At 32.9% G+C, this 16,002-nt stretch carries 13 protein-coding genes; 2 read left to right on the top strand and 11 right to left on the bottom strand.

The genetic code is table 11. The annotated features are described in order from the left end of the window. Positions 1-58: 58 nt before the first annotated feature. From EQ921_RS05210 to EQ921_RS05180, 7 genes are all read right to left on the bottom strand, one after another. Complete coding sequence (locus tag EQ921_RS05210) at positions 59-4,930, bottom strand: DNA repair ATPase (RefSeq protein ID WP_128330858.1); 4,872 nt, start codon at positions 4,928-4,930, stop codon at positions 59-61. An 87-nt stretch (positions 4,931-5,017) separates the two neighbouring features. Next, positions 5,018-5,806, bottom strand: a complete 789-nt coding sequence (locus tag EQ921_RS05205; RefSeq protein WP_128330857.1) for a hypothetical protein — start codon at positions 5,804-5,806, stop codon at positions 5,018-5,020. 96 nt (positions 5,807-5,902) lie between these two features. Next, positions 5,903-6,610, bottom strand: a complete 708-nt coding sequence (locus EQ921_RS05200; protein WP_128330856.1) for a serine aminopeptidase domain-containing protein — start codon at positions 6,608-6,610, stop codon at positions 5,903-5,905. Between the two features lie 4 nt (positions 6,611-6,614). Then, positions 6,615-8,807 carry a flotillin family protein gene (locus tag EQ921_RS05195; RefSeq protein WP_128330855.1) on the bottom strand — a complete coding sequence of 731 codons (2,193 nt, stop codon included), beginning with the start codon at positions 8,805-8,807 and terminating at the stop codon, positions 6,615-6,617. A 40-nt stretch (positions 8,808-8,847) separates the two neighbouring features. Next, the gene (locus EQ921_RS05190) at positions 8,848-9,594 is read right to left on the bottom strand and encodes an OB-fold-containig protein (protein ID WP_128330854.1); all 747 of its coding nucleotides are present in this window, start codon (positions 9,592-9,594) and stop codon (positions 8,848-8,850) included. Positions 9,595-9,640: 46 nt separating this feature from the next. Continuing rightward, entirely contained in the window at positions 9,641-10,342 is a 702-nt protein-coding gene (locus tag EQ921_RS05185) for a PspA/IM30 family protein (RefSeq protein ID WP_128330853.1), read from the bottom strand. Positions 10,343-10,350: 8 nt separating this feature from the next. Beyond that, positions 10,351-10,746, bottom strand: coding sequence for a molecular chaperone Tir (locus EQ921_RS05180; protein WP_370449494.1), 396 nt, complete (start codon positions 10,744-10,746; stop codon positions 10,351-10,353). A 104-nt stretch (positions 10,747-10,850) separates the two neighbouring features. Here EQ921_RS05180 and EQ921_RS05175 point away from each other — a divergent pair, with 104 nt between their 5' ends. Then, complete coding sequence (locus EQ921_RS05175; protein ID WP_128153130.1) at positions 10,851-11,525, top strand: helix-turn-helix domain-containing protein; 675 nt, start codon at positions 10,851-10,853, stop codon at positions 11,523-11,525. A 28-nt stretch (positions 11,526-11,553) separates the two neighbouring features. Here the strand turns inward: EQ921_RS05175 and EQ921_RS05170 are convergent, their stop codons facing one another. Next, positions 11,554-12,408, bottom strand: a complete 855-nt coding sequence (locus EQ921_RS05170; RefSeq protein WP_164875586.1) for a serine hydrolase — start codon at positions 12,406-12,408, stop codon at positions 11,554-11,556. Between the two features lie 371 nt (positions 12,409-12,779). On the opposite strand from EQ921_RS05170, the gene EQ921_RS05165 reads away from it, so the two are divergent. Continuing rightward, complete coding sequence (locus EQ921_RS05165; protein ID WP_128330851.1) at positions 12,780-13,685, top strand: DUF4822 domain-containing protein; 906 nt, start codon at positions 12,780-12,782, stop codon at positions 13,683-13,685. Positions 13,686-13,871: 186 nt separating this feature from the next. Here EQ921_RS05165 and EQ921_RS05160 read toward each other — a convergent pair whose 3' ends face one another. The 3 genes from EQ921_RS05160 to EQ921_RS05150 all read right to left on the bottom strand — a co-directional run bounded on the left by EQ921_RS05160 (position 13,872) and on the right by EQ921_RS05150 (position 15,989). Beyond that, positions 13,872-14,411 carry a YbhB/YbcL family Raf kinase inhibitor-like protein gene (locus EQ921_RS05160; RefSeq protein WP_128330850.1) on the bottom strand — a complete coding sequence of 180 codons (540 nt, stop codon included), beginning with the start codon at positions 14,409-14,411 and terminating at the stop codon, positions 13,872-13,874. Positions 14,412-14,503: 92 nt separating this feature from the next. Then, positions 14,504-15,340, bottom strand: coding sequence for an AraC family transcriptional regulator (locus tag EQ921_RS05155; RefSeq protein WP_128330849.1), 837 nt, complete (start codon positions 15,338-15,340; stop codon positions 14,504-14,506). A gap of 208 nt (positions 15,341-15,548) precedes the next feature. Further along, on the bottom strand, positions 15,549-15,989 hold the full coding sequence (locus EQ921_RS05150; protein ID WP_128330848.1) for a DinB family protein: 441 nt from the start codon (positions 15,987-15,989) through the stop codon (positions 15,549-15,551). Positions 15,990-16,002: the final 13 nt, after the last annotated feature.

The following is a 16,002-nucleotide window of genomic DNA, read 5'->3' as shown; positions in this document are numbered from 1 at the left end:
GTCCTCAAAATATTTTGAGGACTTTTATATATACTTTGAATTAAGTAAATATTACAATTTATTTATTCTTTCCGTTTATATTCAGCACATTCACAATACCTTCCAGATTTACATTAAAGTCCATTAATTGAGCGATTACCTGTCCTACCTGATTATCCTGCGTTAAAGCGCCTAACTTATTGTTTTTAACAAAAATCTCTTTGATAGAGGTCCATCGTTTAGTTTCCTCAGGAGTTAATAACTTCATAAGCTCTTTCAATTTCAGTAAATTGGCTTCCGTATCTGAAGTTAGAGTTTGCGATTCGTTTTCATAATGAGTCATGATGAGCTCCTGCACCTCTTCTTCATTCATCAAAGGAACAATTTTCCCTACCATTTTATTCATATCCCGATAAGAACCCTGTAACTTAAAAGCAGGTTCTGTACGGTAAGCATGATCCATGGCAGCACTCTGAATATAATTCTGGTTTACTTTCATCACTACTTCGCGTATCTGCATACATTTTTTCAAAACTGATATAAACTCTTCAATTTCCTGATTAGAATAATTTCCTTCCAGATTTAACAATTCTTCATTTCCGGTTTCCATATAGGTGATGAGTTGATAAAAATCATCAAAGCTGCGGCTGCTGAGTTTTTGTAAATAGGTATTTTCAGCAATGGAATTTTCCAAAAGACTGAGCTTGAATAGATTTTCGGTACTTCCTATTACATCTCCCAGGTTATAGACATCCGACCGGTTGGCAAGCATATCTGGAATCTGGAATTTTTCTCCGCTTTCCGTATAAGGGTTTCCGGCCATTACAACACAAAATCGTTTTCCCCGTAAATCGTAGGTTTTACTTTCTCCGTTAAACGTTCCGTCCATTTTTCTTTGTCCGTCTGCCAAAGAAATAAATTTTTGAAGGAATTCGGCACTGCAATGCTGGATATCATCCAGATAGAGCATTACATTGTCTGCCATCTCAAAAGAAAGGTTAATTTTTTTGAGCTCTTCCCGTGCGCCTGAAGTTTTTGCTTCGTTAGGATCTATGGAAGTTATGGAATGTCCAATAGTAGGCCCATTGATTTTCACAAAGTTTAATCCCAATGTTTTAGCCAGATATTCCATCAGAGTGGTTTTTCCGTATCCCGGAGGAGATACTAATAGTAACATTCCCATTCGGGCGGTTCTTTTATTTTCTCCGGCTACACCGATTTGTTTAGCCATATTGGCTCCAATCAGTGGAAAATATACTTCATTAATCAGTTTGTTTCTGACGAAAGAAGTAAGAACCTTCGGTTGAAGTTCATTAAGCTTCAACGATTTTTTATATTGTTCCAGCAATTGTTCTTTGGTTTGCGAAAACTCCTGAAATTCTGGAACACTGATTTCTGAAAATTCTTTCAGCTTGTTTATAAACCGATGATAATCCAGAGTGTAAAGATCTTTTTCAATAACCAGATGACTGCCTTTTAAGGTATCTAAAGTTACTTGATCGGTATACTCTAATAAATGGTAAGTAATATCTTTTTCAAATAAGAGCAAACAACAGGCTTCATCTAAATATTTCTCAAAATCCGAATAGGTATCGGACAGGTGTATAAAAGATACCAGCCAGTTTTGTATCAGGTAAAACCGTTCAGCCAGTTCCAGGGATGTATCGTTGCCATCCGCTTCAAAAATGGTAACTGCATTTTCCGATTTCAGATAGTTTAAAAACTCTTTTTTAAGACTATCGGCCTGAATACTTTTAGTAAAAAACGGAGAATCCGAAAATTCCCTAAATAAATATCGGGCTATAGTTTCAGATGAAAATTCCATAGCGGAAAAAGAACCGTTCCATTCTTCAAATTTAGTTTGTAGTCGTTGGATCACATAGTTATAATTTTCGGATTCCGGAAAAACTTTCAACACATAGCTCGCAGAGGTAATAAGTTTATTCAGCTTATCTGTATCTTCTTCAGTTAGGCTGTTCCAGAATAATTGGGCTACAGCACGCAGGGAAGGAGAGTAGGTTAAAGTTTTTAAGTTCGTATGAAGCTGCTGCAAAGCTTCATATATTTTCAAAGCATCAAAGTCATGTACACCTTTCAGATAAGACTCTGCATAACTCTGTTCCGTTTTTAGTTTTATATAATCTTCCGGTTTAATATTTTTGTTTTTCAGACTCTCTAGAAAAGTCTGGTAGGCTAAATATTCCGCACGGTATACTTTTGAATTTTCCGATACTACTTCCTGCTCCCAGAGGGATTGGTATTTGTAAATTTTATCTTCCTGTATTTCATAAAAGAAACTGGTTCCGGTAAGGTGGTAGTAAAGTAGATTGTTTCTTCTTACGATTGTTAAATCCAGTGGCTGACGATTCACTGCAAATTTGTAGTTTCCAAGACTTATGATGTTATCTCCATCTACAAACAAATCCGTTTTATCCCGCAGGGAACGAAGGCTGTCTTCCAGAGAAGTTTTCAGGCTGTTTTCCAGATTTTCAGCTTTGGAAACATCTCCCAGATCCTTTAACTCTACAGCTAGCTTCCGTACTTTGTCAATCATCAAATCTGTAGAGAAAAAAGCCTGAATTTCTTCTTTGGATTTAAATGCACCGGCTTTATTTTCAATATTTTTAAGAATGCGAAGCCCTATTTGCTCCAGCGAAGCAGTTCGTCTGTTAATTTGTTCTACCAGCTGAGCTTTTTTAGAATCAAAAGCCTTGCTTACTTCTTCTCTTTTATCAGCTATTTTATTGATAAATTCATCAAAGTCTGCAAATTTACTTTCCATTTCTTCTACCTGAACGCTCACTTTGGTAAAATACTCATCGCATTTTTCGGGAGAGTTGGATAATTCCAGGAAGTTTACAATACTTTGATCCAGCAAGGTGAGCTGGGCGTGAAATTCGGCCACAGCTTCACTGCTTTTTAACGAATCGAGTTTTCGTTTCAGCTGAGCCCGTACTTCATTCAGGGATGCAAAAATAACAGATATCTTTTCAATGATTCGGGTAGTTTGCGTAGTGTCTGCAATTTTTAAGCTGTTTAAGATATCTATCAGCAGTTCCAGTTCAGAAGATATCAGCTTACAATTTTCGTCTACTAGCTGCCCGTCAATAACTTTAGTAACTTCATCCACCCGTTCACGCTCATCCAGTACTTTGTTTTCATAAGGAAGTAAGGCTTCTTCCCGTAAAAGGAAATCAACCGTTTGGTCGGATAGCTTAGTGTTACTTTTGCTCAGTTTCTCTTTTAACAGTTCAATTTTTTCCAGGTCTATATACTTAATATGTCCCTGTTCCAATACTTCTCCTTGCAGCTTTCGGTTTTCAGCCAGTAGTTTTACCAGACTTTCCAATGAATCGCCCTTTGAGTTTTTTATGCTGAATAAAAGTTTATCCACTTTCTCAGTACTATTCTCAAGTGCCTGAGAAGCATTTTTCCTTTGCTGCTGAACTTTTTCAAACTCATCAACCGCTGTGTCGGCAATAGATATTATTTGTTTTAACGGTTCCGAAAGTTGAAATGCCGACGGGTTGGCAATCCAGAAAAAGGAATCGGTAATGTCATTGGCTTTTTTGGAAATATCTTCATAAAGTCCTTCATACGAATCTTCTTTGCTAATCAGATGGATAACTTCCTGACATTCCGCCATCGCTTTTACAATATCTTTATTGCCTATTTTATAAAGCTCATTATCTTTTTTATCTTTGTTTTCAATAATTTCCGATTGATACGGGGTTTGCCAAATCTGAACGACATGGTGCTTAACCGCTTCTTCTTCCGAACGGAAATAGATGAGTTTACCATTTTTAAACAGGGTAAACCCATTACAAATAATAGGGGTTTCCACCTGCTGTTTAATTATATTGTAAGACATAAGTACATACGTATTCTTTTCATTATGATAAAAAATGAAAAGATAGTCTTCACCATTGGCTGAAGGAATACGACGTACAAATTCCAGATTTTTCAGCTCACTTTCAAAAATCTTATACTCACCGTTTTGCAGATAATACCCGTTGGCAAATATAATTCCCTGATTGTCGGGCAATAAGATTCCGGTTTCATTCAGGGTAGGAATATTCAGTACTTCTTTGGTTTTATTGTTAAAAACAAAAGCCCGGAAAGTTTCCTGATAGGGTTTAATTCGAATAAGAATAAAATTTCCGAGGTCTGCATAGTAATATTCTGCATCATCCAGTTGCTGATCCTTGTTTTCTACCGTTTCGGAATAAATTCCCTTTCCGGTATCGGTGTTGTCTTCAATTTTAAAAGTAATGTCACCGTTGATGGCTTCTATGAAAACCTTATCCAGGATAGAGATATGCGGATGTATTCCCAGCCTGCGATTATCCAGCGAGGTTTTTACCCATTTAAATTCATGCTGCCGTGCTTTTTGAACCTCATGGATGCTTCGGTCGTCCTGATAGATGAGTTTATCGTCTTTGATCAGCCACTTAAAGGCTTTCAAATCATCTATATTTTTACTGGTCTGGAAAATCATGTATAAATAATTTTCCGTCCTTCTGAATCGTGAAAATATTGAATCCCGGTAGTATTGATATAAGTTTTTATAATCGTTGATGAAAGCTTCATCGTTAATTAAATCTAACGATTGAGGAATAAATTGATGAGTTTTATCAGCATCAAAAGCATATATACTAAAAACATCGCTAAGTTGTATATCGGTTCGTAATCCAAAGTGAACGTTATAAGCAAACATGCAAAGATTGCCTAATGCCAGAATTCCGCGTGCAGTGCAATTATTTTCAGTAGTGATTCTTTGATTAGCCGCCAGAGTAAATTCTACGGAGTTAAAGACTTCTTTCCGGGACTCGTTCAGTTTATTCAGACGAGCGTTAAGATCTTCTTTCTGGCTTTGAAGCCTCTTTTTTATTATTTCGTAGGTACCGGAATCTAAAGAATCCGGTTTTTTATTTTCTTCTAATTCTGCCATAATTTGATAAACAAATTGTTTATTTATATATTCGGATTAATTTGAGAGTATCTTTATTTATAGATTATTAAATTTTTTTATTAATCCTTATTCTAAAATCCAAGTAATATCAGTAATATGAAAATTTTTATCTTTTTTATTAAATATATAGGTAATTAAATTACCGTTATAACAATCTTTCTTTGAAATAGGATAATAGATTTTTATTTGATTTTTAGTATAAAAATCATAATCTATATAAGAAAGAATTTCTTCTAACTCCTCTTTACATTTACTGTCATTGATTAAATTATTAGGATATTGATAATAAATATTTTTTAGTTCGTAAGGAGTCAATACGTTGTTCTTATATTCAAAGCTCATTATTTCTTTTCCATCTCCAACCATATCATTCGTGATTATTATAAAATGATCTTTTTGTATCTTATATAAGCTCATGCACCAAGATCCATCAACTACCTGAGTTCGAAAGTAATTGGGTTTTATAATCTGCACATTATTGTATCTAGGATCAGTATCAACAAAATAATTATTTTTTTTAATAGAGGAAATTAATTGTTTTCTTTCTTTTTTTGACCATCTCCAACTATTCATAGCGCTATCAGGAATTAAAGGTAGAATTTCAAATAAATCTTCATTATATTCATAGTTAATTCTTATTGTATCCTTGAATTTAATATATTTTCCGGGATTAAAAACACTATCTTCAATAACTTTCATATGAACAGGTTTTTTTACAAATTTCTCGGAAGTCTTATTTGTATTTATATGGTGATTATTATTTTTGTCATTTCCCAATGAAGACTGAAAATTTGAATTTTGTTTCTTACAGGATAAAAAACAAAGTATAAAAACTATTAATACAAGACTTTTCATTTATATAAAAATTTTAACATATATATTTAAATCCTTATTATACTTAAGTAAATACTATAAAAAAGAGGTGAAAATTTTGTTTATTAAAATAATAGTTTATTTCAATATATTTTCCACACATTCTATTATTAATTCCTGATTTCCCATACCACTATGTTTAATGGTTGGAAATTTAATTATGTGAATATCGAATTTCTTTTCTTCTTCAGGGGTAGGTAGTACTCCTTCATCCGCAGGAAAATCGTAGGCTTTCAGGTAATAGATTTCTGGTTTGGAAGTTCTGGGTATTGGCATTCTGCGATTATCCAGTGAAATAGCTTTGGTGATTTGTTCCGGATACTCTCGGGCATACAACAGGATCATATCTCCTCCATTGGAATGTCCGGCAATAATTAAATTATTCCAGGGAAGTTCGGGTTTTAGCTTCATGAGTTCTTTCCGAATAAAAGCTATATTTTCTACTCCGCGCTTCCAGTTAGGCATCCGGGTTATATATAAATTCCCTTCCATAGCTAGTAAATCATCAGTAGGCAATTCATGCTGAATGCTTATGACATAGTACCCTAACGAGGCTATTTTTTTATTGAGTTTAGCATAGTCTTTATAACTTCCCCCATAATTTTCTCCATACCCGTGATTAAAAATAACTATTCCTCTGGGTATAGCCGTATCAGAATATATAGCAAAGGGTATGTTCCGAGCTCTAAGAGAATCATATATAGTTATAGATTCCTCCTTTATGGTTTGTGCTTTGCTGGTACTTCCTAATAAGACTATACACAGAATAAATAGTATATTTTTCATTTTATTATCCTAATTTTTTATTAGATATACCCAGAGTTTTAGCCAATGTGAACAAATTACCCAACACGCTTTGGTCATCACTTTCGGCATTTTGCTGCATTTTAAATATCAGGGAAGCAATGCTCAGGTTTTTGATATCTTCAGAGGAAATATTCAGTTTTTCTGCATAGTTCCGGATTCTTTCATATAAATCGCCTTCTCCGCTACCATCCCCAAGTAAAGCATCTTTAATCTCAGAAATCGTTTGGCTTTCTCCTACAAGTTTATCAAATCCTTTGGCTCTTGATATCTGGTTAATCATATTTTCAAAGAAAGTAGATTCACCACCGACAATGTCAATTTTAGCAGATTTCATGGCTTCAGACAATACGGAAGCCTGTGCTTGAGCCACATCTTTTTGTATATGTATTTGTGCCAGTTCCACATCTTTGTCTTTTTGTAATTTCAGTTTAAACTCTTCATGGTCTTTACCCACACCATCTAATTTTTTCATAGCTTCGGCTTTCTCATGAATACCTTCGGCTTCAGACAATGCTTTTTGTTTAATTACTTCGGCTTCTGCTAATCCTTCTTTACGTTTTGCCTCGGCTTTTGCCTGTATACCGGTAGCTTCGGCCACTGAAGTTTTTTCAATAATGCTGGCTTCTCCTTCTGCGGACGCTAACGCTTTTTCACGGGTTACTTCGGCTTCCACTAATCCTTCTTTGCGTTTAGCCTCTGCCTTGGCTTCAATTCCTACAGCTTCAGCTTTGGCTTTTTTCTCAATTATGTTGGCTTCAACGATACCTTTTTGTTCATCGGCTTCTGCTTTGGCTTTAATTACTTCGGCTTCTGCCAGCCCAAAAGTAGCATCTTCCCGTGCCTGAGCATCGGCTAAGGTTTTTCTGGCTTCTGCATTTTTTACAGCCGCTTCTTTTTGAGCTTCTGCATCAATAAGTAATTGTTGGGCTTTTTGTTCTTCGGCTTGTTTTAAAGCTTCGGCTTCTTTTACCGTTTTTATTAAATTTTCTTCTGCCTGCTGGCTGGCTAACGTAATACCGGCTTGTTTGTTACGTTCTACTTCCCGTAGTACTTCTATGTCTTTAACATTTTGTTGTTCTTCTACTACGCCTTTTTCTAACTGTACTCTTTCTCGGATAACGTCCTGAATATTTTTCTTTTCTTCCTCTACGACTTTTTCTTTATTAATTTGAGCAAGTGTTACAATTCTTTCTCTTTCGGTTTGTTCCAGCGCACGGTCTTTTTCCACTCTTTCCGTTTCCACCGCATCGGTTCTTTCCTTATTTTTAGCAGCTATGATAATCTGTCTGAGTTTATTTTCTTCCTGCACAGCCAGACTTTCCTCTGTGGTAATCCGTACAGTTTCAGATTTTAATCGTTCTTCTTCACGAACTTTTAAGATTTCAGCTTCTTCGCGGGCTTTGATGTTATCTACTTCCCGTCTTTGTTTTTCTTCTTTTTCAGCTAGCTGTCTTTCCAGTTCCAAAATCGCTTCACGAGCTTCCACATCTTGTTTTTTGATGGTTTTTTGCTCATCTCTTCGGATTAGGTTAGCATTAATGTTTTGGGTAGCTGTTAATTCGGTAATTTTTTTAATACCTTCGGAATCCAGAATATTCTGAGGATCCAAAAAGCTTAAATTAGTTTGTTCCAGATAATCAATAGCACAATCGTCCAGGTTATAACCGTTTAGATCTGTGCCTATTATATTCAGGATTTCATCCCTGAATTCCCGGCGTGCTTCATAAAGTTCAATAAATTCGAATTTTTTTCCTACGGTTTTTAACGCTTCTGAAAATTTGGCTTCAAATATATTTCTAAGAGTTTCCACATCACTGGCTCTTTCACAACCTAAAGTCTGCGCTACGTTGATGACATCGTCCACCGATTTATTTACACGAATAAAAAAGGCTACTTTTATATCTGCCCGGATGTTATCCTTACAGATTAATCCATCCTGTTCCATTCTTTCAATTTGTAATTTTTTAACGGAAATATCCATAATTTCCATTTTGTGAAAGACAGGGATAACATAAATTCCCTTGTTAAAAGCAACTTTAGTTCCTCCCACACCTGTTCTTACAATGGCTTTTCCCTGAGGGATTTTTTTGTAAAATGATGCAAGGATTGCCAAGAATAATAAAATAATGAACATAAATGTTCCGACAATGATAGCGATTATGCCTCCAATTTCCATAATATGTAATGTTTTAAAATGTTGAAAAATTTATATGTGATTAATTTTGATCAATAGTAACTTCTTTGGTTACGTAATAAAATTTTTTGTCTTGTGTTTCATCTGTAATCATGACAGATTCACCGTATTTGATTTCATCTCCGTTATGACTAATTACGTTGAGACGAATCGGGTTTTTTTCGATAATAAATTCTGCACTTCCTATTTTATCTTTAGTGATAGTAGACATCATTCTACCGGATCTTCCCAGAAATTCGGTTCTTTCTTCCCCCTGATATCCGGTTCTGGAGAGAAAACGAGCCAAGGGCTTCGTTGCATAACGGGTAAGAATAACTCCGGCAATAAAACAAGGAATTAAAATAAAAACCGATTTCCAACCCCAGCTTCCGGCAATGGTTAACTGAGTGGTAACTAAAGCACCTGCCCAGGTAAAGAACTTCAGAGTGGACAATACCAGCATAAAAGGAACTTTTCCGACATTCATAAATTTCAGGAATCGTATAAACAGGCTGTCACCTGCGTTCTCATGCGTAACATGACTATCATCAACCTCTGCATGCGGAGAAGGTTCTCCATGATGATCCGTGTCTACCTGGGTATCCGTATCTACTTGAGCGTCTACGTCTATATCTGAATCAATATCTGCTCCGAAATCCGTATCAAAATCCATTTCTCCTAATCCTATACCAAGAAAAGAGAATAGCCAGTAGATAAGAATAACTATCATAAAGCCACTCATAATGGCATTGGACAGCGGATTAAAAAGGGAGTGTAGTATTTCGGTCATAATAGAGATAGTTTCAGGTTAAAAAGTTAGTACAGAGTTGGGTTTTTTATTCCATTCCCAGTCTTTTTTTTATGTTTTCGAGCTCGCTGTTGACTTGCATCGAATCTTTACCAATAGCCCGATCAATTTCCTCATCAAGAGATATGTTTTGGTTTGCAAGCTCTCCGTATGCCTGTGCTAAAGCTTCTTCTTCTGCTACTTTCTCTTTCATTTTTTCCAGCATACTTATCGTGCTGTTATTATCTATCTGGGCTAGCTGTTTGTTAACTTCTTTGGTGGCTTTACTCACTTTTACCCGGGCACGTAGAATTCTTAGTTCATTTTCCCATTTATTGATGTTAAATTTAAGAATTTCAACATTTTTTTGCATTTCATCCACTGCTTTTTCATGCTGGATTTTTTCTCCATTAAGAATTTCTACTTCAGAATGCAGTCTTGCTTTAAGAGAGAGGGCTTCTTTGGCTAATTTTTCTGCCTGTGCAGCATCAAGTTCACCTTTTTGGGCTTTGGACATGAGTAAAAAAGCTTTATTTTCATAATCTTCCGCTTCAGAAGTTTTTTTAGAACTGTCATTTTTTGCACGTATAGCTAAAGCTTTTACTCTTGCTAAGGCTTCCAGGCTTTTTTCCAAATCTTCTTTCATCTCCCGGATGCCTTGTTCGGTCATTCGTATCGGATCTTCCATTTTATCGACAACGGAGTGTATTTCCGCTGTGCCTATTCGTAAAAGTCTTTTAAATATATTCATGATGGTTTTTATTTTTTTGTTTTAGAAAATGTCAGTATTTGTTCGTAATATTCGCTTAGTAATAATCCTAAAGAGTTTAAGGCTCCTTCCAGTTCATTTATGTCGAGATTTTCAATTTGCATCGTGTAGCGGAATATAACTCTTTTTCCGGTTTCGTCCAGTACAAATGCACCATGTACTATATCCCGGTTTTTTTGTAATAAAGATTTAAATATTTCTTTGTCATCCTGATATAATGTAAAAATATACTGCTCTAGTACAACAATGGGCGGAGCAACTCCTATGACGAGGTTTTTGATTCCATCTTCTTCATTTTCAATGCAGAAAATGCCTTTTTCCTCATCTTTGAAGGATATGGTATGTCCAAGTTCAGAAATAAAGGTTTCAATTTTTTTAAAATACATGATCATAGGTTTTAGTCATATCAAATATAAGTGATATATTTGCTAATAATTTTAGCAAATATAGCTAAATATTTTTTAATTGCAAAAATTTTTAGCATCTTTTTATGAGTAAAATCGGAAGAAATATAAAAAAAATCAGAGGAGTCAAAGGGTTGAGTCAACAAGCGTTTGCTGATTTATTCAAGCTCACAAGGGGAAACATAAGTTCTTATGAAGAATTAAGAGCAGAACCTAAAATAGAAATTGTAGTTAATATTGCTAAATATTTTGGCATTCCGCTGGATGATTTTATTTTAAGGGATCTTTCGGTGAATGAATTGCTGCACTTTGATTCCAGCTTGGTTATAGATATGGAAATGCTAAAAAGGAAAGATAAGTTTGTTGAAATACCTTATATTTCTTCTGCTAATTTTTCTGAATTTATACAGAATTTTAATGAATCGGACTTTTTGGAAAAATTACCTATGATGTGTATTCCTAATGATTCACCTTTTGATTTATTAGCCATTGAAATAGATAATTCATATAATCTTCCGGAAAAATTTGCTTATAAAAACGGAGATATACTGATATTGGAATCAGTCAGTAAGGAAAATATTCATAGGCTCAACAGTAGATTCGGAATCAGTATTAATGATGAAGGTATAAAAATGGGAATTTTTGAAAAAAACAATCAGGGTATTTTCTTGGTTTTAAACGAGCTGGTTAAATACGAATTCAATTTAAATTCAAATAATCAATACTGGGTACTCAGAGCTTTGTATTCTCAGGAGTTTTAATAGTCTATAAAAAGGTAAGCCTACAATTTTACATATTGTTTAATCTATCATAGATTATATCTGCCAGTTTAGCAATTATATATTCATTAGTGGCATCATCTTCGTGTGAGTTTGAAATAAATACAGCTATACTAAATGATTGTTCGTCTTGTAATTCTACAATGCCAATGTCATTGGTAGCAGTTATAATTCCATCTTTTCTTCCTGATGTGCCTGATTTATGAAAAGATTTTGTCTTAGTTTGTAACAACCCCTGAATCCGCTTATTATTTACAGAGTGTTGCATATAAAATTTCAGTAAATTTAAACTTTCATCAGAAATAATTTGTCTGTTTTCCATCTTGTAAAGGATTTCAGTTGTTAGACTGGGAGTAATTACATTTGATTGGAACAATGTTTCTGAATCAGAATACCCTGCATTAATAGCAAATTTATTTTTGTTTGGAACAATTTGGTGCACAAATAAATTCAACCTTTGAAATCCTCCTGAAATATCAATCAATTTATCAAATACATTATTATCACTATCTTCTATTAAATATTTAATTGATTCTTTTAAAGTTAGAGTTGTTCCTAGTGGGTTACTATCTCTTAAAGGACTATAAAGATCAGGCTTTAGGTCTTTTTTGGAAAATATTACAGGTTGGTTTAAATTAAGATTACCTTTATCAACCTGATCTAGTATATATAATCCTAAAAAATATTTTGATACACTATACAATTTATATTTTTTATTTTGGTTATATGATACAATTTCATCACCGGTATTATCTCTTACTGAAATCCCTATATCTAACTTTTTATTTTTAATTAAATGATAAATAGAATCATTGAATTCAGATTTTATAGATTGAGTTTTACACCCTGCTAGAAATAGCAACATTACTGGGAAAATTACATATATAAGACAATTACTCGATTTCATAAATTTACATTATTTATTATGATATTTAAACAAGGGTATTGCTAAGTATAATATAAATTATTTAGCAATAAATAATTTATTATAAATAGTTTAATAGAATAAATACAAATTAAGATAGATAAATTAGTTTTTAAAATTTAATTTTATTTGATAAATATTTTGAAATTTTGAATGAATCTTTACTTTCAATATGATTATCGAATGAGCATACTTAAGGCAGCTACAGACAATCAAAGATAACAATTATTTTGTATTAAAAATTGATTTAGGATAAGAGATTAGTCTAAATTTAGAAATAGTTTTGTTTGAAACTAATAAAAATATTTAAAATGACAACAAAACGTTTGATTAGTGTAATATTTATGTCTATCACTACCTTAATTCTAAATGTATCCTGTTCAGATGATGACTTAGTAACAAATTTATCTCCGCAGGGAGAAACTAAAAGTGATATTTTATCCACTCACGTTTGGATAACTACTAAAGTAACTGATAACCGTGGAAATCAATTAGATTTATCCGTTGCACCGGCTTCAAATTATGCAGGATATGCGTATTATAGAACCGATGGTACATTTAGAATTGTTGATTTTACAGATCAGCCCAAAATATTTGGTGAATGGTCTTTAATCAATGATGAATCTCAGAGAAAACTGGTAGTTTATAACTCTGATAATAGTGTAGCTTTTGAAAGAAATGTAGATATTATGGCTTTAAGTCATACTATTTTTACTTATGCTATCCCTGATAGCAGTGATCCTTCCATAATTTATTATGTTGAACATATACCTGTTAATCATAATGAGGTTTTAACCCCGGCTCAGGTTCTGGCTTCAACGGATTGGACAACTACAAAAGTGTGGGACATAACCAACGGACAAGAAAATGCAGTTGAAATGGACAGGACGGTGGCACCTGCTTCTAATTTCTCAGGAGATGCTTATTATATCAATAACTCAGGAAATTTATATTTTCCTAAAAACGACAGGGGGGAATTTTCAAACGGTAATTTTATGATTACTGCTTATGGAGATAAATCCAATGTAAGATCTCAAGGAGAATGGTATGTTTCGTTAGATGGTAAATTAAGAAATTTAATTGCAAAAAATAATAACGGAGAAGTACTATGGAGCCGAACAGTAGCTATTACGGAACTTACTTCAACAAAATTTACCTACGATATTCAGGTAGATTCCAGATTATTACGCGTGGAGCATGAGCCTTTAGGGCAATAGATTTTTTCATAATAAATTTATTTAAGAAGTGGTGTCAGGTTTTATAAATCCTGACACCCTTTGTTTATTCTTGCAAACGCAAGAATTTAATCTTTTGAAAATTTATATTAAAGTAAAAGATGTATAAAGATTAAATTAAATGTAAATACTTAAAAATTAAGATTTAATACATGTAATTTATAAATTTTAACGTTGAGAATAAAATATCAAAGATGCTTTTTGAATAGTATGTTGTTGTAAATAGAAGCCTACTAAAGCAGGTGAAGCATCTTTATCCAAATCTAAAAGTGGGGTGTCTAATGCATATATTGTAATTATATATTGATGTGGACGATCTCCTGTTGGAGGACAGGGGCCTCCATATCCATACGTACCATAATCTGTTTTACTTTGTATAGTTCCTAAAGGCGCGATCTTTTTTGTTATATTTCCTGCATTTGCTTTCATTTCTCTTATATCTGAGGGGATATTATACGCCACCCAATGCCACCATCCGCTTCCTGTGGGTGCATCCGGATCAAAGATGGTAATAGCAAAACTCTGAGTCTGAATTGGTACATTTTCCCAAAATAGTTGTGGAGACATATTTTCTCCATTACATCCCATTCCATTAAACATGAGATTACTTTCTGCCTGCCCCTGAAGTGTGTTACTTTTTAAAGTAAAGTTTTGTGCCTGTATGGAACAATATGCACAAGTTATCAGTATAAAAAATACTTTTTTCATAATTTTGTTTTTTATTTTCAACAAAACTATGATTAGAAGTGGTAAGAAAGATTATCTTAAAAGATTTATTACTTATCCAGAACGTTCAAATTTTAGTAAGTTATATTATTAGTAAATTCTTTGGGAGAAACACCGAAATATTTTTTAAACTCTTTACTAAAAGAGGATAAGTTTTGATATTGTAGTTCTTCAGATATGTCTGATATGTATTTACCTTTCATTAGGAGTTTTTTAGCTTTCAACATTTTATGATCAATAAAATATTTTTTTGGAGTAGTTGCGTATATTTCATGAAAATTGCGTTTAAATGTAGAAATACTCATATTACAAAGAAAAGAAAGTTCCTTGATTGTAAGATTGGTATATTTATTCTTTTCTATAACCTGCATAAATACTATTTTGTCTTTTTGCCGAAAACAGTTGCTGATAAATGAAAACATCTTTTCCTTCGAATTTATAAGTATATAATTAAGAATTTCATTCAATTTTATTTTTTTTAATTCTTCACTGTTGAGAATTTCATTTTTAAGTAGCAATAATGAGTTTTCATAATTACGTATAAAATTATCTTTTTTAAAGACTTCAATATTGGTAGCCATATTTTTATTCGTAAAGTCTATAGTATTACTAAGACAAAATTGGGAAAGAAAATTGTCAGAAAAAAATAACAATAGGCTTTTATATTCATTATTATTTATTTTATCAGTCATTAAAGTTCTTCCGGAGGGAAGCAGAAAATACTGAGAATTAGTTATAGTTTGGTGAAAATTGGCATGATGAATTTCTTTGACACCTTTAATAAGAAAGCATAGTACATGATGAGAAAATACTATCCGGTTTCGGTTGGATGAATTATTAGTATAAATGTAAAAATTTATATCAGTTTGATTGTGAAATAAATCTTCCGGTAGTTTAAATAAAGATTGCATAATAAAAAAGATAAATATATAATTAAGAAATAATATGACATTGGTGTAATGTAAAGGTAAAGGGAATTATTTATCAGCTAGGTTTTCAATTTAGATGTTAAATGGTATATTAATTGTCGGAAAATTTAAAATTCTATAAGTGGATAATAGTTAGATTTTATAAAATTAAGATGATGCATCTGATGTCCTATAATGTTAAAACCCATTGCTAATACAGAGATTTCATATCTCCAATTAATTCCTTTTTTTGTAAATCTTCTTCATCAAAACTCTGATAAAGACAAATTGTAGACCTTCTTACTGATATTAATTCTTCTAGTATATAAGCCAATTTTTTGTTTTTAGCTTTAGAGTTTTTTGTAAGTCTATTTTCGTCAAAACTGATAATAAAGTTAGGTTCATTTCTGGAAAAACGTAATACGCCTGAAGTTAAAAGTCTTTCTATATCAGTAATATGTTGTATAATCTCTTTAATTTCCCATTTATCTTTCAGGTAGGTCTTATTTCCTATTTTTTCTAAAAGACAAGTATCCAAAGTATAAAGATCTTCAAGGCTGCTTTCAAAAGCATCAAGTAACTCAATATCTTTTACCAAATTTATATATTTGTCAAAATACTGAGGCATTGGACTTATATCAGATTTTTTCATGCTTATTTTAAAT

It is taken from the genome of Apibacter sp. HY039 (genome assembly GCF_004023655.1).
GTDB lineage: Bacteria > Bacteroidota > Bacteroidia > Flavobacteriales > Weeksellaceae > Apibacter > Apibacter raozihei.
The sequence above is the reverse complement of the archived record's forward strand: the minus strand, read 5'-3'. Positions and strand labels throughout refer to the sequence as shown.